Origin of the sequence: Lysinibacillus sp. NPDC097868, from assembly GCF_044761135.1 — a bacterium.
GTDB lineage: Bacteria > Bacillota > Bacilli > Bacillales_A > Planococcaceae > Lysinibacillus.
Map to the genome: position 1 here is coordinate 78746 of NZ_JBIWBS010000006.1, position 20782 is coordinate 99527.

The window sequence follows — 20782 nt, forward strand, 5'->3', positions numbered from 1 at the left end:
TATTAAAACATCATAGTGTTTGATTTTTGCTCCGATTGGACGCATTTCGCGGGCTTGGCTTCAATCTCCTTACCGGGATTAAAGCTTAAGTTCATTACACTACATTTAGTACAAGTTGGTTTCCGTTCCAGACGCTTGCTTTTCGCCGATATGGCTCCCACTAATTTTTCGCTCGTGCTGTTCCTGCAGGAGTGTCGCGTATTCCAATCCAACCAACTAGTATTCTCCATATTGATAAGTAGATGGACTTTCCTTGTAGCACGTATGGATGTAATAAAGGATAGGTCTACGAGACCGTTGATGTCTGCTACGGCGGTTGCTTTCCGCGGGCACACCGGAAGCCGCAACCCTCGCTAACGCGTGGACTGCTGGGTCTTACGTTGCGTGCTGTTCCCGCATGAGTCACCGCCTTCACTACCAGCAACTAGTAACCCTACTTAATATTTCGCTCTAACCCACAAAAAATATAAAGTAAAAATATGCCTGTCTCACTTTTCAACGTAGATTCTCAAAGTTTGAAAGGTTATGAGAGATTGAAGGAATTATATTGGTTTCTAAGTATTTGTAATTTAAATGCCAACTGCATCCTTAGCTTCGAAGGACGATGCGCACATAAAAGTGACTGTTCGCTTGTCACTATCGTATAGGCACCATTCACGGTGATCAACTACAGAGCCCACATTGATGCGATATTGCTTTGCTTGCAACTCAATTGGTTGACCGAAATGAATACGAATCGGCAACTTTTTATTTTGACGATAGATTCCTGATTCGTGGCTATGTCCGAAAAAAAGAAGCTGCTTATCGATTGAAGGAAACTTAGGCTGCCATGAAACACTCCATTGAAATTGGTGTCCATGAATAAGCATGGCACCTTCAATGTCCATTGTTTCAGGCAATGAAATAAAGCGCTCAATTCCTGTAACGTGAGAAATACGTTCTTCCTGATTGCCTCTAATAGACGGGAATGTCAGTAGTTTTTCAAAATCATTATCTATAATAGCGGCCTTTTGCAAAGACAAGCCTGATATCGTTTTTGCTTTTTTCTTGCTTACTGTACATTCATATAAATCGCCTAATCCTATTATTTCAGCATCTTTTGCTGTTTGTTGTATTTGAGCTAATACTGCCTTTGTATCATCAATATTAGAATGTAAATCTCCTAAAAGTGCATACAGCATAATAATCATGCCTTTCATTTTCAAAATAATTTTACAAGTATCATACACCTAACAGAATTTGATAGAAAAGTAATATGTATCAGAATATTTTGTGACACAACTTACATATTTTGAATGTGTGGGAAAATTGCTAACAAATAGGTTGCTTGATAAAATAGTTTGTGTAATCTAAATTTTCTGAATAATGTTAGTGGATTCCTATTTAAAGCTTTTAAATTGTTTTAGCAGAAATATTCCATCTCTGTATGTGGAATAGCTATTGACTAGCTCAAAACGCTAATTCGCTGAGGAGTAAGTAACAACTAAAAATGAGGGGGTATATGATGACGATAGTTATGACGGATATTTTACAAAAATGCGCTACACAGCAACCTAATGCGATTGCAACGATTTATGAAGGTGAAAAGGTAACTTATAGCGAGTTTTATAAGTATGCAGAAAAGTTTGCAGCATATTTACAAGAGCAGGACTATGAGAAAAATGATGTCATTGCGCTATATACACTAAATTCCGATATGTTTTTAATTGCTTACATCGGTATCCAACTAGCCGGTTATATTGTGATGCCTATCAATACAAAACTTGCAGCACGAGAGGTTGACTTTATCGTCAATCATTCAGAAGCAAAAGGACTCATTTATGACGAGAGAATAGAAGAAGTACTAGCTGATGTTCCGTATTCATTTCAACATGTAATCGGATTAAAAGATATGAAAGAGGTTATCGAAAACTATAAAGGGCAAAGAAAGATACTACAATTACAAGCTAATGATACGGCTGTCGTAATGTATACGTCTGGTACTACAGGGAAGCCAAAAGGGGTAATGCTGACGCATCAAAATATTGCTTCGACAGCAGATATTTGGTCAGCATCTATGAATATGACGAATGAGGACAGCATGTTTATTTGTACGCCATTGTTTCATTGTGCAGGACTCCATGTATTTGCGATGCCAATGTTCTATAAAGGCGGTACGGTAATTATAGAGGAAAGTTTTTCACCAAAGCACACGTTAGAACAACTTGTAAAAACACAGGCCACTATTTTCTTTGGTGTACCTTCCATGTATACGATGATATTAAATACACCTGAATTTAAGGATCATTCCTTTAAGAATTTACGTTTATTATGTTATGGTGCAGCACCAATGCCATATGAGCTTGTGAAGCAAGTTAAAGAAGCTTTGCCGAATGTAAAAGTTCAAAATTTATATGGTCAAACAGAAAATTCACCTGCTGCTACCTCTCTTTTAGATGCAGATGCATTGTCGAAAATCGGTTCAGTCGGAAAACCGTTAGCACAAACAGAAGTACGTGTTGTAGATAGCTATGGAGAAGCAGTGCCAGCAGGAGAAGTTGGTGAAATTTGCGTTAGAGGACCACAGGTAATGAAAGGTTATTTGCGCAATGATGAAGAGACAGCCCGAGCTATTCAAGATGGTTGGCTTTATTCAGGAGATTTAGGGCGGTTTGATGAAGAAGGTTACTTATATATAGTCGATCGTAAAAAGGATATGATCATTCGCGGTGGGGAAAATATTTATCCAATTGAGATTGAGGAAGTATTATATCAATTGCCAGAAATTTTGGAGGCAGCAGTTGTTGGCTTACCACATGAGGTGTATGGTGAAGTACCAAAAGCGTTTGTCGTATTAAAAGAAGGGAAGCTGTTAGATGAAGACTCTATTTTAGTCTATTGTCGTTCACAGCTTGCAAAATATAAAGTGCCTTTTGAAATAGAATTTTTAGCACAGTTACCACGTAATGCATCAGGAAAGGTGTTAAAACATACGCTTCGACCTAAAATAGCAACATCTTAAAAGTAGAGGATTTTGTCAATACATTGAAAAGTAGCAGGATAAAATATGAACACCTATTAAATTAGCGTATAATAAAGCTACGACAAATTGTAAAAATAGAATAGAAGATGATATATTTCTTCGAATGAGATAGGAGCGGAATTTGTCTTGTGGAGTGATTATAAACGCCTTTTAATAGTAAGTATTATGATTATCATGCTACTTTCTGGTTGTAATCAATTAACACAGCAGAGTCGACCAAAGAATCAATTAACTGTTTTGACGGTAGAATTTAATAGTGGTGCACCAATTCCGAGTCTCTATATAACAATGACAGATACGGAGACCGGTAGGAAAATTGAAGAAGCAGTAGGCTCTGAAGAGGGTGAAGCTACTTTTTCAAACCTTGTAGAGGGCAGAGAATATACGATTACCGCAACAACGCTAAGTAGCAAGGATGATAATGGCTATACGACAATTGAAAAATTTACGTATGATGTGACAAAGCCGTATTATCGACTGCCAACGCATTCCTCAAGAGCAGAGCAGGAGCTTGCTGTTCCAGTAATCATGCAGAAACCAGAGCTTCCCCAAGGTTGTGAAATTACGGCACTAACAGCTGTTTTAAATTATTACGGCATGGATGTTACAAAGCTTGAAATGGCGGATAACTATTTGCCTAAACAAAATATATACACATCTGGCGGTCAACGCTACGGCCCGAACCCCGCGCTTGCGTATGCAGGAAATCCACGGGATAAGGCAAATGGTATGTACGTCTTTGCAGCGCCTATTGTCAAAGCTGCGGAAGCCGCTATTACAGATAAGCAGGCCAACCTTCGTGTAACGGATATGAGCGGTGCATCTCAAAGTGAGATGTTAGACCTTGTAGAAGAGGGAGTTCCGGTTGTCGTATGGGTTACACTTGATTTATCGACACCTAAAACAACAGCAAATAAAGGCTGGATTTATGAAGGTGAAACGGTGAAGCATGCTGCGTACTTAAACTTACATGCCGTAGTATTAACTGGTCATTCAGATCAGCAAGTTGTCGTCATGGACCCATTACAGGGCAATGTTTCATACAACGTAGACGAATTTTTCAAGAGCTATCAGGAGCTAAATATGCAAGCGGTAGCGGTTCATAAATAACGGATTTCGCAAGCGCTCTATATTAGAGAAGCTATTGGAGCGTAGTTTTGACTGCAGTAAAATATGTTACACTAATAAAAAAGCTAAAGTGAGTTGAGTAGAATGGCCATTGAGCACGCTTTTTTACCAGTTTTATTGGGCGATGAAATGAATGCTTACGGCATGGCGCGAGCATTTTACGAGTCCTATGGCGTTAAACCACTTGCATTAAATCATACGAATATGGAAAAAATTCAACAAAGTGATTTATTAACTTTTCGTGAAGTACCAAGATTGCATATTGAAGAGCGCTTTGTTGTTGCTTTAAAAGCTATCGCAGAAGAATTTTCAGAAAAGAAATTATTACTTTTAGCTTGTGATGAATTTTATGTAAAGAAAATTGTGCAGCACAAAGATGAATTATCGAGTTTTTTTGTTATTCCCTATGTCGATGAACCACTTGCCAATCAATTATTAAAGCGTGAAAGTATGTATCAGCTTTGTGCAGAGTATGGCTTCCATTATCCTGCAATGCATGTTTGTACGGTAAATGACTACGAGCAATTAAAGACATTTGACTATCCTGTTATCATTAAGCCTATGAATATGACAAAGTACGCAAGTTGTATTTTCCCTGGTAAGAAAAAGGTATATACTGCACATAATGAAGATGAAAAAGATGCTATTTTTCACGCAATATATAAGGAATCTGCCTACCGTGATGATTTAATGGTGCAACAATATATTCCAGGTGAAGATGCCAATATGCGTGTTGTAAATGCTTATGTTGGACAAGATCACAAAGTCAAGCTACTATCTGTAGGGAACCCGATTTTAGAAGAGCATTCACCGGACGGTATTGGACGCTATGTCGCCATTATGACGACTTATGACAAGGAACTAATGGATTGTGTTAAAACGTTTCTTGAGGCGCTACAATTTCAAGGCTTTGCTACATTTGATATGAAATATGATGAACGTGATGGACTGTACAAATTATTAAGTATGGAATTACATAATGAACTATCGAATTATTATGTGACAGCAAGCGGCTATAATTTAATGCAGTATGTAGCGGATGATTTTATTCGGGGAAGTAAACAGCAGCTAACATATGTGCAGAACAAGCACCTTTGGACGATTGTGCCTAATGGTGTATTATTTAAATACGTATTAAATGAACAACTTGTAATTGAAGCTAAAAGTTTGATTCGACAAGGTTTAGCAACGGATTCTATTTTTAATTATAAAGATATGAATGCGAAGCGTTGGTTGAATGTAACGCTTGATAATTTAAGCTTCTATCGCAAATACAAGAAATATTTTAACAACAAAGGTCTGTCTAACTCATGAAAAAACAAACTTTAGGTATAATTGGTGGCGTCGGTCCACTGGCAACAATGTTTATCGGCGAAATGATTGTAAGACGTACAAAGGCAACAAAAGATCAGGAGCATGTACATACCATTATTGATAATGATACAAATATTCCTGATCGAACGGCTTTTATATTAGATAAAACAAAAGAAAACCCTGTTCCAGTTTTAATAGAGGATGCAAAAAAACTAGCCTCTGTTGGAGCAAATTTGATTGCCATTCCGTGTAATACGGCACATACCTTTTATGATGAAATAGCACAAGGCTCTCCAATTCCTGTGTTACACATGATTCGTGAAACGGCAAAGCGTGCAAATGATCTAGGGGCAAAGCGTGTTGGTATTTTAGCGACAACAGGTACGTTAACGTCACGCATGTATCAAGATGCATTAGAGGAGTTTGGCATTATACCAGTAATACCAGATGATCAAATGAAAGAAAAAGTAATGGCGATTATTTACGATTATGTGAAGGCTGGTAAGGATGTTACACAAGAAGATTGGCTACCTATCGAAGAAGCGATGCTAGCCTTGAATTGTGATCGTATCGTACTAGGCTGTACAGAGTTATCAATCGTCAATCGAGACTTAAAATTAAGTGACAAATATATAGATTCATTAATCGTTTTAGCTGAATGTGCTATTTTAGCATGCGGCTATGAATTAGTAGAGTAACATTTGGCTCACCTGTTGTAAAAGGTGAGCTTTTTTAATCCATGTCTAAAAGATGAATGAGTATTGCACAATATATAGAAGGAAAATGCTTGTGCACAGCTAGTGTGTTAAACTAATGTCAAGCAGGATAATAAGGTGGGAATTAACATGTCAGTAATAAATTTATTAAAAGAAGAATTACAAGCAAAATGGAACTTTGAAGAACCAATGAAAATTCAAGAAGAAATGATTCCAGCAATGCTTGAAGGCAAAGATATTGTAGCAGAATCACCAACAGGCTCAGGGAAAACATTGGCCTATGTGTTGCCTTTACTTAATAAAGTAAATGGATCGAAAAAGCAAACACAAGGTCTGATTGTTGCGCCATCTCAGGAATTAGCAATGCAAATCGTCGAAGTAATTCGTGAATGGATAGCGGGTACTGATATTACCGTACAACAACTTATTGGTGGTGCAAACTCTGCACGACAAATTGAAAAGCTAAAGAAAAAGCCAACAATCGTAGTTGGTACACCAGGTCGTTTAAATGAATTAGTGCGTTCGGGTAAATTAAAGTTAAAAGAAATTGAAACAGTTATTTTAGACGAGTGTGATCAGCTGCTAAGCCGCGAGTATCGCGTTGTGGTGAAATCATTTATCGAAGGGTCAGCGTTCGGTCGCCAAGTAGTTGTTGTTTCTGCCACAATTACTGAGGAAATTGAATTAGTCGCAAGCCGTATGATGTTTGAGCCATTACGCTTTAAAATTAAACCTGAGGATATGGTGAAGTTTGGTAAAGTTGAGCATTCGTTCTTGAAAGTAGAAGAACGTGATAAAACAGACTTCCTACGTAGACTATCACATACAGAAGGTTTACGTGCCCTTGCTTTCGTCAATAATATCGATCAATTGCTAATGAAAGAAACGAAGCTACAATATCGTTCAGCACCAATTGTGACATTACATTCTGACATGAAAAAGGAAGAACGTAAAAAAGCTTTAGACGCATTTCGTAAAGGAGATGCGCGTGTTTTAATTGCCACAGATATTGCAGCGCGTGGTTTAGATATTGCCGGTTTAACACATGTTATTCATGTCGATGTTCCACGTACAATTGAACAGTATTTGCATCGCTCTGGTCGTACTGGTCGTGCAGGTGCAGATGGTGAAGTACTAACATTGTTATCATACCATGATGAAAAAACGTATAAAAAGTGGACACGTGAAATTCCAGGCAAACCAGTGCAGAAGGTATGGCATGATGGCAAGCTCGTAGAAGGTAATTCAAAAACAATTGGACAAAAGCGAGGGAACTAATATGACATTTGAAGAAAAATTACAGGCATATGCAGAACTAGCGGTTAAGGTTGGTGTCAATATTCAACAAGGGCAATACTTATTAGTGAATACATCGGTGGAAGCTTTAGACTTTGCTCGTCTAGTGGTGAAGGAGGCATACAAAGCTGGAGCTGGTCGTGTTCATGTTAATTTTTCAGATGATGAAATGGACCGTGCTTATTTCGAGCATGCGTCTGATGAGGAATTTAATCGTTTTCCAGAATGGGTTGTTAAAATGCGTGATGAGCTAATCGAACGCAAAGGGGCATTATTATGGATAGATGCTGCGGATCCAGATAAATTAACTGGTATTCCAGCAGACCGTTTAGCAACACATCAAAAGGTATCAGGCGCAGCATTGAAAAACTATCGTAATGCAGTCATGAAGGATTTAATTGCATGGTCTATCGTAGCAGTACCTTCACAAAAGTGGGCGGGAAAAGTATTCCCGAATTTAGAAGTTGAAAAACAAGTACCAGCTCTTTGGGAAGCCATCTTTAAAACGGTGCATATTGGTGAGGGGAACGCTGTTGAAAACTGGCGTACACATGTTGCAAATTTAGAATCTCGCGCTACATTACTGAACAATAAAAAGTATGCAAAGCTTCATTATACTGCACCAGGTACTGACTTAACGATCGCATTAGCACCTCAGCATAAATGGCTTACAGGTGGCAGTAAAACTCCTGATGATACTATTTTCATCGCTAATATGCCGACGGAGGAAGTTTATACGTTGCCAATGAAGCAAGGCGTAAATGGCTATGTTAGCAATACAAAACCATTAGTTTACCAAGGCAATATTATTGACGGCTTTAAGCTTACATTTGAAGAAGGAAAAATTATTGAAGCGAAAGCACAAGTAGGGCAAGACCTTTTACAAGAGTTAATTGCAGTCGACGAGGGTTCTTGTTATTTAGGAGAGGTAGCACTTGTCCCACATGAGTCCCCAATCTCAGCTTCAGAGATATTGTATTTCAATACATTATTCGATGAGAATGCTTCAAACCATTTAGCTATCGGCGAAGCTTATCCAACTTGTTTAGAAGGTGGAAGAGATTTAGAAAATGGACAACTGGAAGCGTTAGGGGCGAATATTTCAGTTACACATGAGGACTTTATGATTGGTAGCGGTGATATGGATATTGACGGTATTTTACCAGATGGTACTGTGGAGCCGATTTTCCGTAAGGGTAGCTGGGCTTTTTAGTAGACTAACGTAAATAAATGTGAGGTGAGCAGATGAAACGACTATTGAGCCTAGTAAGTATAACAGTACTTTCGTTGACACTCGGTGTTTCATCTGCTTTTGCACGTGCTGAAAATTATGTGGCACTTGGCGATTCATTGGCTGCTGGTCAAACACCGTATCAGGAAATTGATGCAGGCTATAGTGATTTTATCGCGTTACGTTTAGTAAAGATGGGACAACTGGGTCACTATACAAAAGAACTCGCTTTCCCAGGCTTCACAACAGCGGACGTTTTAGAGCGAGTAAAATCAGAAGAGGCAAGTGAGGTATTAGCAAACGCAACACTTATTACAATTTCAGCAGGTGCTAATGATTTACTACGTCTTGTGCAGATCAACCCAACGGCTGGTACATTAGCGTTTTCGCAGCTTCAGGTAGACTACGCTTTAAATGTAGCCCGAAAAAATATGGAAGATATGTTAGCAGAGTTAAAATTACGTGCACCCAATGCGAAAGTGTACGTCATGGGTTATTATTTTGCCTATCCAAATGTGCATCCAACACAAAAAGAGGGAACAAATGCACAGCTCATGAAGTTAAATACGATTTTAAAGCAACAAGCTGAGCGGGTAGGGATGACTTACATTAATGTCTACGATGCTTTTGGATTGCAAGCTACTCAGTTTTTGCCAAATATTGCAGATGTCCATCCTAATTTTGAAGGTTATCGTCAAATGGCGAATGCCTTTTTAAAATCTTATAGTGGTAGTGATATGTTAGCAATCTCTACAACTGAATTACCAAAGCCTAATCCAAAGACATTTCGGGAAATATTAGAGAAACGGGCAGAGTCCAAAGAAAATTCAGTAGAAGCGAAACAGGAGAAAGTTTCAACCGTCAGAAACATTCAGGGCTTTATTGGCTATGCTACTTTCATAGAAAAAGCCAGAGCTAATCAGCGTTTACAACTACAACGAATCTAGGACATGAAAGATACAAAAAGCTGCAAAGTAAAAAAGTATGCTAAGTAAATGAACTGCTTCCTAATTAGAGGCAATTCAAGTAACTTAGCATGCTTTTTTATTTCATAAAGTGCCAGGCACCGAAACAATTCTGAATTTAACAAGTGCCAGACACCAAAACAATTCTGAAATTTGTTAGTAGGGCGTTTTTAATATCTTAGTAAAAATCCACGAAGACTCCTGCGGGAACAGCACCAGTTGTAAGCCGCAACAATCCGCGCGGCAGCGAGGGTTGCGGCTTACACGGTGCCCGCGGAAAGCGAAGTGGATTTTTACGAAAGAGAATGCTGAAATATTGCTAGGTTGCCCGTGCCAAGTGCTGTAACGAGTGCCAGACACCAAAACAATTCTGAAATTTGTTAGTAGGGCGTTTCTAATATCTTAGTAAAAATCCACGAAGACTCCTGCGGGAACAGCACCAGTTGTAAGACGCAACAATCCGCGCGACAGCGAGGGTTGCGGCTTACACGGTGCCCGCGGAAAGCGAAGTGGATTTTTACGAAATAGAAGACTGAAATATTGTTAAGTGCCCGTGCCAAGTGACAGGCACTGAAACAATTGAGACTTTTACCAAATAAAAGATGTTCTCTTAAAGCAAGAATATAGTTAAATGCATGATAAAATAAAATAAAAGAAAAAGACAGGAGGCGCAAATACAATGAAATTATTCCATACAGCCGATTGGCATTTAGGCAAGCTTGTACAAGGGATGTATATGACTGAGGATCAACACTATATTTTACAACAATTTATGCAAGCCATTGATAAAGAAAAACCGGATGCAATTATTGTAGCAGGAGATTTATATGATCGCTCAATGCCACCTGTAGAGGCTGTTAATTTACTGAATGATGTTTTAGCAGAAATTGTACTGGAAAAGAAAATTCCTGTGTTAGCGGTCGCCGGAAATCATGATAGTGCAGGTCGATTGAATTTTGGTAGTCGTGTAATGCGTGATAGTGGATTACATATAGTAGGACGGTTCACAAAAGAACAATCACCTATAGTACTAACCGACGAATTCGGTGAGGTCCATTTTCACCTTGTGCCGTTTGCAGAGCCAGCTTCAGTCCGTACTATGTTAGAAGATGATACGATTCAATCACATCAAGATGCAATGCAAAAAATTATCGAACATATCAAACAAACGATGGATACAACAAAGCGTAATGTTTTTATTGGACATGCATTTGTGACGAAATACGGCTATGAGGAAAAGAACACGAGTGATTCAGAGCGTCCACTATCTATCGGTGGGTCTGATTGTGTGGATGCAGCGCTATTTAAACATTTCAACTATACAGCACTGGGTCATCTCCATAAAGCCCATTTTGTATTGAATGAATCGATTCGATATGCGGGTTCTCCTTTAAAATATTCGTTGTCTGAACATTTACATGAAAAAGGCTTTCTAATTGTAGAACTTGATGCAAGTGGAAACGTAGAAGTCACTAAACAAAAACTTGTGCCAAGACGTGATCTACGAGTGGTAGAGGGCTCGATGGACGATTTATTAAAACTACCACCATGTGATGATTATGTTTTCGTACGTTTAACAGACACAACACCCGTTGCTTCCCCGATGGAGCGAATTCGTACAGTATTTCCACATGCGATGCATATTGAACGAAAAGCGTCACGAATGCAAGAAGACCATGAAATACAAGCAATTGAAATGGAAAAAGTAGAGGACATTGATTTATTTCGAGGATTTTATGCTGATATTTTGGGTGAACAGCCTGACTCAGAAACTGAGCGTTTATTTATAGATATGCTACAGGAATTATTAGAAGAGGAACGGGAGGCAGTTCGATGAAACCACTCAAGTTAACTATTACTGCTTTCGGTCCTTATAAGCATACAGAGATTATTGATTTCCAACAGCTTGGTGATTATCGATTATTTGCTATATCAGGAAAAACAGGTGCTGGTAAAACGACAATTTTTGATGCCATTTGTTATGCACTTTATGGATCAGGAAGCGGAGAAGATCGTCAGGATACAGCGATGCTTCGAAGCGGTTTTGCTGCAGATGATGTTTATACTTCAGTAGAATTAGTTTTTGAAATGAGAGGTAAAGTTTATCAAATTGTACGTCAACCGGGCCATGTTAAAGCAAAAAACAAAAGTGTTACAGGAAAAAAAGTTGAATTAGCAGAAATGAAGGATGGTAAATTTGACTTTAGTATTGTAGAAAAGCAGCAAACAAATGAAGTAGATAAAAAGTTACTGGAAATTATCGGGCTGACAAAAGATCAATTTAGTCAAATTGTAATGTTGCCACAAGGAGAGTTTCGCAAACTTTTAACTTCAGATTCTACCAATAAAGAAGTGATTTTACGTAAGATTTTTAAAACGGATCGTTTCAGTGCAATGACAAAAAAGCTTGATCTTAAAAGAAAAGAAGCAGAAAAGGATTTAGAACGAGCCCAGCAATTAAAAGAGCATTTACTTGGACAAATTGCAGGCGCTTTACCACACAGATCATCAACACTGTTTACATGTATAAGCAATAATACCGACAATATGCATCAGCTAAAAAATGCCCTTGAGGAGGAGCAATTCTTTTATAGTGCTAGTATCCGAGCGGAACAAATGCGCTATGAAGAAGCTTATGCAAATCATCAAAAAGAACAAGAATATTACAGTATGGCAAAGGCGCTCAATGAACAATTCGATCAACAGGCACAACGGCAAGCACGTTTGCAATTGCTGATGCAACAACGAGAAAAGTATACAGCTATGGAACAGGAAATACAGTTAGCTGAGCAAGCAGATCGTCTCATTATGCTTGAACAACAATGTGTAGATTTACGGACAGAGCAAGATCGTAAAAAACAACTTTATCAGCAAGCTACAATGAATCATCAAAATGCAGTAGAACAGCTGAAGAAATCGCAACATATGTATACAGAGGAAGAAGCAAAAGAGCCTGAGCGTCAGCAAATATTGCAACGCGAAATAGAGCTATTAGCATTGGTGCCGAAATTTGAGGCATTTGAAAGTAATCAGCAACAATTAGAAATAACAGAACAGCTTGTCGAAAGTTCCAAGCGTGCAGTAACTGATAATCTTGATATTTTAGAAAAAGAACAAATGCAAGTTCGACAATTAACAGCAACGATTGAGCAATATGAAAAACAGATGGAACCATATGCAGGCTATTTAGAACAGCTTCCCTTACTGAAAGAGCAAGTAACACTATTAGCCCAAATTGAAAAATATGAGCGAGCGATTGAAGTAGCTGAGCAAGCTGTTAATAATGCACATCAACAATACAAAGAAAGTAAGCAAGCACTGCAAACAAAAGAGCAGCAATGGATTACCGGTCAGGCAAGCATATTAGCAGCTAAGTTAAAGGACGGAGATTCATGCCCTGTTTGCGGTAGCACAACACATCAACTAACACATAGAGAACCGTTAGAAGTAGTAGATGAGGCGGAGCTAGAATCTTTACGAGCGATGACCAATGCAATTGAGCGTAAATATTTGGAACAAGAGGCGACGTTAAAATCGACTAAAAAATTGCTTCAAGAGGCAATTGAAAAATTAGATGCTTATCATATTTCAGTAGCTGATCGATTAGAACTAACAACATCTTTACACACTATTGAACAACAAGTTACTGTTTTAAAAATAGTGAATGACCAACTGTCTGTCGCGCGAGCTAAGCTAAGGGGGCAACGCGAAAAAAATGAACAGCTACAACAAAAACAATTACAATTAGAGCAACATTTTGCAGAGCAATCGAAAGAGTTAATAAAACAGCAAGCGATTGTAGAAGAACAGCAAAAGCAAATACCAGAACACGTACAGTCATTACGAGCTTTAAAACAAACAATTGCTGATGTGGGATCGCAAAAAATGGCGTTACAGGCAGCTTGGAACGAAATACAACAAAACTTACAAGCGACTAAGGAAGCAATAAATAAAGCATCAATGGCAGAAGAACTAGCTAAAACAGCATATGAGGAATTGCTAAATAAACTGAATGACAAGCGTGAACAGTTTTTAGTAAGCATGAAAGATGTTGGTTTTGCAACCTATGAAGACTATGCTGCTGCAAAGCGTAGCATTAGTCAAATTGATGATTTACGTAAAGAATGTCGTGATTATGCCTTACAACTACATTCCTTACAGCAACAAATTGAAGATGGAGCAAAGCATCTTGAAGGAAAAGAGAAGCAAAATCTAGCAGTATTAGAGGAAAAGCTTGAGATGCTCCGTGCCACATATGAGGAAGCATTTAAAACCTTACAACAGACGCAAAACTATGCAAAGGCATGTGCGGACTTTATTGATAAAGTAGAGGAAACGGCAAAGGAAATCCGTGTCCTTGAAAAAGAAGCAGGTCGTGTAAAAGAGCTTTACACAGTGTTGAATGGTCAAAATCCGAAAAAACTTTCCTTTGAGCGTTATATTCAAATCAATTATTTAGATAAAATTACCGCGGCTGCAAATATTCGTTTATTCCATTTATCGAATGGACAGTTTGAACTGCGCCGTTCAGATCGGTTAGAGAAACATGCAAAGCAAAGTGGGCTTGGGCTGGATGTCTATGATGCATATACAGATCAATTAAGAGATGTCAAAACATTATCTGGTGGAGAGAAGTTTAATGCATCGCTAAGTCTTGCATTAGGTATGGCCGATGTAATTCAAAGCTTCCAAGGCAATATTCGTATCGAAACAATGTTTATTGACGAGGGCTTCGGCTCATTGGATGAGGAAGCGTTAAATAAAGCGATTGATACGCTAATTGATTTACAAGACTCTGGAAGAATGATTGGTGTTATTTCACATGTGGCAGAGTTAAAGGCTGCAATGCCGGCAGTACTACACGTTGAAAAAACGTTGAGCGGACATAGTACAACCCATTTTGAAGTAAAATAAGTGCCAGTCACTCAAATAATTCTGAATTTTTATGGCACTGCCAGTAGGGTTAGACAAACAAAAGTGCCAGTCACTCAAACAATTTTACAAAGTAAAAACCCACAAAGTCTCCTGCGGCTTAAAGAATGCTGCGCCGCCGGAAAGCGAAGTGGGTTTTTACGTTATAGGAGCCTCTTGGCTATTATTTTTTGTGTGTCGTTACGTTTGGTGTAGTTCCTTTTTTTGCTGCGACCACTTTTTTGACAATCGGAATAACGATGGGCGCTAATTTTATAGCAGTTTTAACTACCTTTGATACTTTCATAAATACGACAGCTCCTTAGTACTAAATTTTAACGGATAACTCGTACAGCTTGAACAATATTCCAAATGACAATGCCTAATGAAACGAGTAAATAAATACCAAAAGATACAAACCATATGATAATAAATGTATTCCCATTAGAAGAAGGATCAAACGTGTTCAATGACATAGTAGAAAATATAAAGACGATAAAGAAAATGACACCAAAGACAAATGGTATTAAATGGGAAATAAGTGCTTTGATGGAGTGTCTTTTGACATCACTATCTTTTGATACAAAATAAACGATTAACGGAACGATAAATGGTGCAAAAAAAATACTGAGATAACTAAAGGCAGATAAAATTTTTTGGTTCTCCATAGTAGTCCCTCCTTTTTAATTATTTACGCATAGAAAACTCGAAAGTTTCAAAAAAATTAATGTTGAAAAGGTTGTAATTGCAAAAGTGTTTGCGTACAATGAGGGTGTTCAACAAAAAAATTAGATGTAACGACCACAAGGGGAGCTGATGATGTCAGCTGAGACTGGGCACGTAATGCCTTTACTCTTCGAACCTGTAAGTTAACGCTTGCGTAGGGATGTGGATAGAAACCGACACTTTTACGATGTGAGGCTCTGTCCTGGCATCGTTTTTTTATGCCGGATTGACATGCATCTCAAAATGATTTCTATTCCTGCTCTTGTATCCTACATCGGAACAAAGGAGAGAATAATAATATGGACAAAAAAAGATTACTCATGCTGGTGGAAATTGCAATTTTCGCAGCGGTAGGACTTGTACTCGATCAAGTTTCCTTTAAAGTATGGGCACAAGGTGGCTCAGTAAGCTTAGTAATGATACCAATCATCTTAATGGCATTTCGTTGGGGTCTCTTTGCTGGGCTAACAACAGGTTTACTGATTGGTGTTATGCAAACGATGTTTAACTCGTACATTGTGCATTGGCTTCAAGGATTACTAGATTACGGGGTAGCTTTTAAAGTAGTTGGAATAGCGGCAGTAGTACGCGGACCAGTATTTAAAGCGACAATAGCCTTAAACAAAAAGAAAATGGCCCTTTACATTGTAATCGGTACGGTATTAGCAGGCTTCCTACGTTATTTAGCTCATACAATTGCAGGTGCAGTATTTTTTGCAGAATATGCAGGTGAGCAAAACGCATGGATTTATTCAATCATATACAATGGAACATACATGCTTCCAGCAACAATTTTAACAGCAATTGTTGGTGTGCTATTATTTACAGCTGCGCCACAATTAATGCAGCGGAAATCTTAAACACTATAAGACTGTCCTAAAAGTGAAAATAGTATGCTAAGTGTTACTTAGTATGCTATTTTTTTATATAATTCAAGGTCTCCACATTAATTTGGTCGATTTTTTTAGTCGAAGAACTTCTAAAAAGGTCTGTTTTTTATTTGTATGGTACTTATGAAATAATGTTGGCATAGAATAATTAAAGCGTTTGGCGTTATGGACATATAAAGTTATGTTATATTAATGAATAGATATTAGATGAAAGGGACGTTAAAAATGATTGTAAAAACGCAAGAAGAAATTGAAGCCTTTAAAAAAATTGGTCGTATTTGTGCAGAAATTCGTGAGGCAATGAAGGCAGCTACAAAACCGGGTGTGACAACACTTGAATTAGATGAAATTGCAGGCAGCATGTTTGCTGAAGCAGGAGCTATTTCTGGTCCTAAAGGTGAATATGATTTCCCAGGATACACTTGTATTAGTGTCAATGAGGAGGTTGCCCATGGTATTCCAGGACAACGTGTTATACAAGAAGGGGATATTGTAAATATTGACGTATCCGGTTCTCTAAATGGCTATTTTGCAGATACAGGTATTTCATTTGTAGTAGGGGCAGGTTACGAGGATAAAGAAAAACTTTGCCGCGTAGCAAAAAGTGCCTTTGATCGCGCTATGACAAAAGTAAAAGCAGGTTCTAAATTAAACCAAATTGGGAAAGCTGTAGAGCGTGAAGCTTATGCAAATGATTTAACTGTTATTATGAATTTAACAGGTCATGGATTAGGTCGTTCATTGCATGATGAGCCAAACCATATTTTAAATTATTACGATGCTTGGGATTCAACAATTATGAAAGAAGGTATGGTGCTAGCAGTTGAGCCATTTATTTCTGCGAAAGCAGAACATATCGTTGAAGCTGGTGATGGCTGGACATTTGTTACACCTGACAAATCATTAGTTGCCCAAATTGAGCATTCTATTATTGTTACAAAAGACAAACCAATCATTTTAACTTCGTTAGATGAAGCATAAAATAGCCAAGTGATAAACAAGGCTAAATGAAAAACCTGCTTGCCGATTTATTTTCGGTGAGCAGGTTTTTTTTTGACAAATAGGATACCAACAATTAGGACGCCACATAAAAATAAAGCCGCTGTCGTCACAAGTAATTCATCAAGGTTATTATGGAATGCAATGCCAATATAAGCCCATATAAACACGCTAGGATAAACAATATCGAAATGATAGTAGCGAATATGTAAGGCGATGGCTACACCAATTGACAGTAAAATAACTGCCCAAAGTGGATTGCTAAGTCCAAAACCATGCCATTCATAAGATGTTAGCGTAAAACTTGCATTTGTCATCATGATAAATGTAGACCAGGCAAAATAAATTGAAATGGGCAAACGACCAGTTAAAGCATTATTTGTATGCGGGTAAGTATTGTAAAGGATAAACAAGTACAATACTAAAATTACGGAACAACAGAAAAATACGATGAATAATTCATAATGCCAAAATAAAATAGAGAGCGCCTGTAAAATGCATACATTGCTAAAGAGAACAGTCTGTTTAATAGATGTCTTTTGAAAATTCATAACTAACCAATAAGCGAGTAAAATGTAAATTAATATCCATATCATATAACTAATATTAATAGGTGCAAACATTACGGGAAAACGATTTGAGATTTCTAACGAAGATTGACCATTTATTTTTATGAAATAGGATGAAAAGGTTAGGATGAGCGAGACAATAAAGGTTATTGTCATTAAAATAAACTTAGGCAAGGATTCCTCTCCCTTCGTGTTAAATTGTATAGGGAAAAGACAAATAAGTATATGACTGTCACATAATATCTATTTTATTATAGCGGAAAACCCTTACAATGTATCATATGAATTTGCTTTAAAAAATCTACAATTTACCATTTGAATATGCATCCAAATATTTCTTTAGTACAATAGAAATAACCAATTTGAAGGAGTGGAATTTTTATGGCTCAAAATCTTAAAAATCTTGACCTATCGATTGAACTAGATAAAAAATTATATAAAAAGAAATTAAAAGTACTTCAATACGAAATGTTAAATGCACAGCAATTTTTACTAAACAATAAAATCGGACTTATTCTAGTATTTGAAGGAATGGATGCAGCAGGTAAGGGTGGCGCCATTAAACGTCTAATTGAACGTGTAGACCCACGAGGTTACATAGTCCATCCAATTTCAGCTCCACAGCCTCACGAACTACGCTATAACTATTTGCAACGCTTTTGGAGAAAGTTACCGCAACATGGACAAATCGCTATATTCGATCGTTCTTGGTATGGAAGAGTGCTAGTAGAGCGTATTGAAGGATTTGCAAAAAAGGATGAATGGTCTCGTGCTTATGAAGAGATTAACAACTTTGAAAAGATTTTAACTGCTGGAGACTACATTATTATAAAATTTTGGTTACATGTGTCAGATGAAGAGCAGTTGAAGCGTTTTAATGAGCGGGCGCAGGATCCATATAAATCATGGAAGTTAACAGATGAAGACTGGAGAAATCGTGAGAAAACACCTGAGTATATAGAAGCGGCAAATGAAATGTTTGCAAAAACAGATAAGAAAAATGCTCCTTGGATTTTGGTGGCAGGAAACGATAAAAAACATGCACGAGTACAGGTGCTACAAGAAACACTTGCACATATTGAACGCGAGGCACAAAAAAGAGGTCTACATCTATCAAATGTTTTAGATAAGTCCCATATAGAAGACGCTGAATCATCAAGTATTGAATTACAAATACATTCTAAAAAACAAGTAAAAACAAGTAAAAACAAGTAAATAAATTGACTGATGCTGTGATAACAAGACAAGGCTGTTTTAGTTGTAGCAGCATCTTTTTTTACATACAATGAATATGTATTGACATTTATCGGAAGGCTTGTGGGGGAGAAATGGTGCTTAAAATTTGGAATTTATTAAGGAAAAAGGGTGGAAATGTGGTCTCGATTCAGGGGAGAAAATGCTACGTTCGCACATTCCAAGAAAAAGATGCACAAAGCTTAATGGGTCTTGTAAGTCGAAATAAATATTTTTGGTCTACATATGAGCCGTTACAGCGTCCTGAATACTATACAGTTGATGCACAATATAAAAAAATTCAAGAAAGTTTATATTTAATGAACTCGAAGAGGGAATATACATTTGGTATATATGAGCTAGGTACAAATAATTTAATAGGACACATTTCGTTGTACGCTATCAAACGTTTACCGTATTCAAGTGCATTTGTTGGTTACGCAATGGATGAAATCTATGTTGGAAAAGGGATCGTTACAGAAGCTGTAGAATTAGTTGTGCAATTTGCCTTTGAACAAATAGGATTACATCGTGTGGAGGCTTATGTATCAACTGAAAATAATGCATCTATCCGCGTCTTAGAAAAATCAGGTTTTCAACGAGAAGGCTTGTTAAGAAAATTATTGTACATCAATGGCCAATGGGTAGATCACTATATGTATGCCCGCTTAGAGCCATCATGATGAATAGGCTATAAGCTATTAAAAAGTGCAAATGTGGCAATGGTAAAAGAGATAAAGTGTTAGATTGACTACAATCAATTTAACACTTTTTTTGCAATGCCGTTGTTGTCCGCTACGGCGGGCGCTTTCCGCGGGCACACCGTAAGCCGCAACCCTCGCTACGCGCGGTCTGTTACGTCTTACGTTTTGTGCGTTCCCGCAGGAGTCGCCACCTCCGCTACCAACAACTAGTGCTCACTCTTTATAAAATTTTAAAGTATTGTCCCACCCACATTTTTTAGATGTTCATTTGGCATTGAAAGTCATTTAACAGCTTCAAATGTTATGACTTGATTTCGATTTGTTGGGTATTGCTGATAGCAATAGTCAGCTGAAATAACGATATCTCTAAAACCAATTTGCATTAGAAGCCTTTTAAATTCATTGATCCCATACCATTTCAAAGTGAAAATTTCAAATTCGCTTTCGATACATTTACCATCTTTCCATTTATCGTAGCGATGATGCGAAGTAGTCGTTTGATTAATATAATTTATTTCAGATTGTGTTACTTGCAATGTAATTAATTCGCATTGATTGTTTGTAAACGTTCGATAGTGTGAGCTACCTTCACTAAAATCGGGTTGCAAAAATAAATCTACTATTAATCTCCCATTTGATTTTAAATGATGATAAAAATTAGTTAGTATATGAAAAGCCTTTTCATCGTCATCAATTAATAAAAATGTTCCTGCTGGGATAATTATTGCTTCATATTGTTGTTCTGACTTAAAGGTCTCCATATTGGCTAGAAAGATGTTTGCTTCTTTATTTGCCATCTTTAAATTGTCTCGGCAGTACGCTAACATTTCTTCGGAAAGATCGAAACCTTCAATTGCCAATCCTTGCTCAAGTAATGGAATTAAAATACGGCCTGTTCCAACAGCTGGCTCTAATATTTTTCCTTTCACATGAGAAAGTCTTTGGCTATAGTATTCAACATCTCCAAACGAACTGCCAATTGGTTTATCAAGATTATAAACTTCTGCTGAAATAGAATGATAAGTTTGCATATGTTCCTCCAACTAAATTATTTTTACAATTTATAGTATTATTATAC

At 37.5% G+C, this 20782-nt stretch carries 18 protein-coding genes and 1 riboswitch; of the genes, 13 read left to right on the plus strand and 5 right to left on the minus strand.

Features of this window, described 5'->3' with window-relative positions:
* Positions 1–569 precede the first annotated feature (569 nt).
* Entirely contained in the window at positions 570–1181 is a 612-nt protein-coding gene (locus tag ACIQXJ_RS21975) for a metallophosphoesterase family protein (RefSeq protein WP_403057823.1), read from the minus strand.
* A 323-nt stretch (positions 1182–1504) separates the two neighbouring features.
* On the opposite strand from ACIQXJ_RS21975, the gene ACIQXJ_RS21980 reads away from it, so the two are divergent.
* The 9 genes from ACIQXJ_RS21980 to ACIQXJ_RS22020 all read left to right on the plus strand — a co-directional run bounded on the left by ACIQXJ_RS21980 (position 1505) and on the right by ACIQXJ_RS22020 (position 14586).
* Positions 1505–3001, plus strand: coding sequence for a class I adenylate-forming enzyme family protein (locus tag ACIQXJ_RS21980; RefSeq protein ID WP_403057658.1), 1497 nt, complete (start codon positions 1505–1507; stop codon positions 2999–3001).
* Between the two features lie 147 nt (positions 3002–3148).
* Entirely contained in the window at positions 3149–4132 is a 984-nt protein-coding gene (locus tag ACIQXJ_RS21985; RefSeq protein ID WP_403057661.1) for a C39 family peptidase, read from the plus strand.
* A gap of 102 nt (positions 4133–4234) precedes the next feature.
* Positions 4235–5464 (plus strand): carboxylate--amine ligase, encoded by a 1230-nt coding sequence (locus ACIQXJ_RS21990; RefSeq protein ID WP_403057664.1) that lies wholly within the window; start codon positions 4235–4237, stop codon positions 5462–5464.
* A complete protein-coding gene (gene cuyB / locus ACIQXJ_RS21995; protein WP_403057667.1) occupies positions 5461–6162 on the plus strand; it encodes a cysteate racemase in 702 nt (233 codons plus the stop codon). The genes ACIQXJ_RS21990 and cuyB overlap by 4 nt, the downstream gene beginning before the upstream one ends.
* A gap of 147 nt (positions 6163–6309) precedes the next feature.
* On the plus strand, positions 6310–7458 hold the full coding sequence (locus tag ACIQXJ_RS22000) for a DEAD/DEAH box helicase (RefSeq protein ID WP_403057670.1): 1149 nt from the start codon (positions 6310–6312) through the stop codon (positions 7456–7458).
* A gap of 1 nt (position 7459) precedes the next feature.
* Entirely contained in the window at positions 7460–8689 is a 1230-nt protein-coding gene (locus tag ACIQXJ_RS22005; protein WP_403057673.1) for an aminopeptidase, read from the plus strand.
* A gap of 32 nt (positions 8690–8721) precedes the next feature.
* Positions 8722–9654, plus strand: a complete 933-nt coding sequence (locus ACIQXJ_RS22010) for an SGNH/GDSL hydrolase family protein (protein WP_403057676.1) — start codon at positions 8722–8724, stop codon at positions 9652–9654.
* 697 nt (positions 9655–10351) lie between these two features.
* Entirely contained in the window at positions 10352–11509 is a 1158-nt protein-coding gene (locus ACIQXJ_RS22015; protein ID WP_403057679.1) for an exonuclease SbcCD subunit D, read from the plus strand.
* A complete protein-coding gene (locus tag ACIQXJ_RS22020) occupies positions 11506–14586 on the plus strand; it encodes an AAA family ATPase (RefSeq protein ID WP_403057682.1) in 3081 nt (1026 codons plus the stop codon). The genes ACIQXJ_RS22015 and ACIQXJ_RS22020 overlap by 4 nt, the downstream gene beginning before the upstream one ends.
* Positions 14587–14767: 181 nt before the next feature.
* Here the strand turns inward: ACIQXJ_RS22020 and ACIQXJ_RS22025 are convergent, their stop codons facing one another.
* Positions 14768–14890: a hypothetical protein gene (locus ACIQXJ_RS22025; RefSeq protein WP_255639590.1), complete on the minus strand. Its 123-nt coding sequence runs from the start codon at positions 14888–14890 to the stop codon at positions 14768–14770.
* Between the two features lie 28 nt (positions 14891–14918).
* On the minus strand, positions 14919–15251 hold the full coding sequence (locus tag ACIQXJ_RS22030; RefSeq protein WP_403057684.1) for a magnetosome magnetite crystal formation protein family: 333 nt from the start codon (positions 15249–15251) through the stop codon (positions 14919–14921).
* Positions 15252–15379: 128 nt separating this feature from the next.
* A riboswitch (TPP riboswitch) is annotated at positions 15380–15487 on the plus strand.
* Positions 15488–15608: 121 nt separating this feature from the next.
* On the opposite strand from ACIQXJ_RS22030, the gene thiT reads away from it, so the two are divergent.
* Both thiT and map read left to right on the plus strand, forming a co-directional pair.
* A complete protein-coding gene (gene thiT / locus ACIQXJ_RS22035; protein ID WP_403057686.1) occupies positions 15609–16169 on the plus strand; it encodes an energy-coupled thiamine transporter ThiT in 561 nt (186 codons plus the stop codon).
* 255 nt (positions 16170–16424) lie between these two features.
* Positions 16425–17180, plus strand: a complete 756-nt coding sequence (map, locus tag ACIQXJ_RS22040; protein ID WP_401013667.1) for a type I methionyl aminopeptidase — start codon at positions 16425–16427, stop codon at positions 17178–17180.
* Positions 17181–17227: 47 nt separating this feature from the next.
* Here the strand turns inward: map and ACIQXJ_RS22045 are convergent, their stop codons facing one another.
* The gene (locus ACIQXJ_RS22045) at positions 17228–17941 is read right to left on the minus strand and encodes a hypothetical protein (RefSeq protein WP_403057689.1); all 714 of its coding nucleotides are present in this window, start codon (positions 17939–17941) and stop codon (positions 17228–17230) included.
* Between the two features lie 207 nt (positions 17942–18148).
* Between ACIQXJ_RS22045 and ACIQXJ_RS22050 the strand changes: the two genes are divergently transcribed.
* Positions 18149–18982, plus strand: coding sequence for a polyphosphate kinase 2 family protein (locus tag ACIQXJ_RS22050; RefSeq protein ID WP_403057692.1), 834 nt, complete (start codon positions 18149–18151; stop codon positions 18980–18982).
* Positions 18983–19095: 113 nt separating this feature from the next.
* On the plus strand, positions 19096–19683 hold the full coding sequence (locus ACIQXJ_RS22055) for a GNAT family N-acetyltransferase (RefSeq protein ID WP_403057695.1): 588 nt from the start codon (positions 19096–19098) through the stop codon (positions 19681–19683).
* Positions 19684–19985: 302 nt separating this feature from the next.
* Here the strand turns inward: ACIQXJ_RS22055 and ACIQXJ_RS22060 are convergent, their stop codons facing one another.
* Positions 19986–20735 carry a class I SAM-dependent methyltransferase gene (locus tag ACIQXJ_RS22060; RefSeq protein WP_403057698.1) on the minus strand — a complete coding sequence of 250 codons (750 nt, stop codon included), beginning with the start codon at positions 20733–20735 and terminating at the stop codon, positions 19986–19988.
* Between the last annotated feature and the right edge of the window lie 47 nt (positions 20736–20782).

Coding starts and splice junctions, on each gene's coding strand:
- ACIQXJ_RS21980 (WP_403057658.1), top strand. CDS start 1,505: ATGACGATAGTTATGACGGATATTTTACAAAAATGCGCTACACAGCAA.
- map (WP_401013667.1), top strand. CDS start 16,425: ATGATTGTAAAAACGCAAGAAGAAATTGAAGCCTTTAAAAAAATTGGT.
- ACIQXJ_RS21990 (WP_403057664.1), top strand. CDS start 4,235: ATGGCCATTGAGCACGCTTTTTTACCAGTTTTATTGGGCGATGAAATG.
- ACIQXJ_RS22000 (WP_403057670.1), top strand. CDS start 6,310: ATGTCAGTAATAAATTTATTAAAAGAAGAATTACAAGCAAAATGGAAC.
- ACIQXJ_RS22020 (WP_403057682.1), top strand. CDS start 11,506: ATGAAACCACTCAAGTTAACTATTACTGCTTTCGGTCCTTATAAGCAT.
- ACIQXJ_RS22050 (WP_403057692.1), top strand. CDS start 18,149: ATGGCTCAAAATCTTAAAAATCTTGACCTATCGATTGAACTAGATAAA.
- ACIQXJ_RS22060 (WP_403057698.1), bottom strand. CDS start 20,735: ATGCAAACTTATCATTCTATTTCAGCAGAAGTTTATAATCTTGATAAA.
- thiT (WP_403057686.1), top strand. CDS start 15,609: ATGGACAAAAAAAGATTACTCATGCTGGTGGAAATTGCAATTTTCGCA.
- ACIQXJ_RS22010 (WP_403057676.1), top strand. CDS start 8,722: ATGAAACGACTATTGAGCCTAGTAAGTATAACAGTACTTTCGTTGACA.
- ACIQXJ_RS22025 (WP_255639590.1), bottom strand. CDS start 14,890: ATGAAAGTATCAAAGGTAGTTAAAACTGCTATAAAATTAGCGCCCATC.
- ACIQXJ_RS22005 (WP_403057673.1), top strand. CDS start 7,460: ATGACATTTGAAGAAAAATTACAGGCATATGCAGAACTAGCGGTTAAG.
- ACIQXJ_RS22015 (WP_403057679.1), top strand. CDS start 10,352: ATGAAATTATTCCATACAGCCGATTGGCATTTAGGCAAGCTTGTACAA.
- cuyB (WP_403057667.1), top strand. CDS start 5,461: ATGAAAAAACAAACTTTAGGTATAATTGGTGGCGTCGGTCCACTGGCA.
- ACIQXJ_RS22030 (WP_403057684.1), bottom strand. CDS start 15,251: ATGGAGAACCAAAAAATTTTATCTGCCTTTAGTTATCTCAGTATTTTT.
- ACIQXJ_RS21975 (WP_403057823.1), bottom strand. CDS start 1,181: ATGCTGTATGCACTTTTAGGAGATTTACATTCTAATATTGATGATACA.
- ACIQXJ_RS22055 (WP_403057695.1), top strand. CDS start 19,096: ATGGTGCTTAAAATTTGGAATTTATTAAGGAAAAAGGGTGGAAATGTG.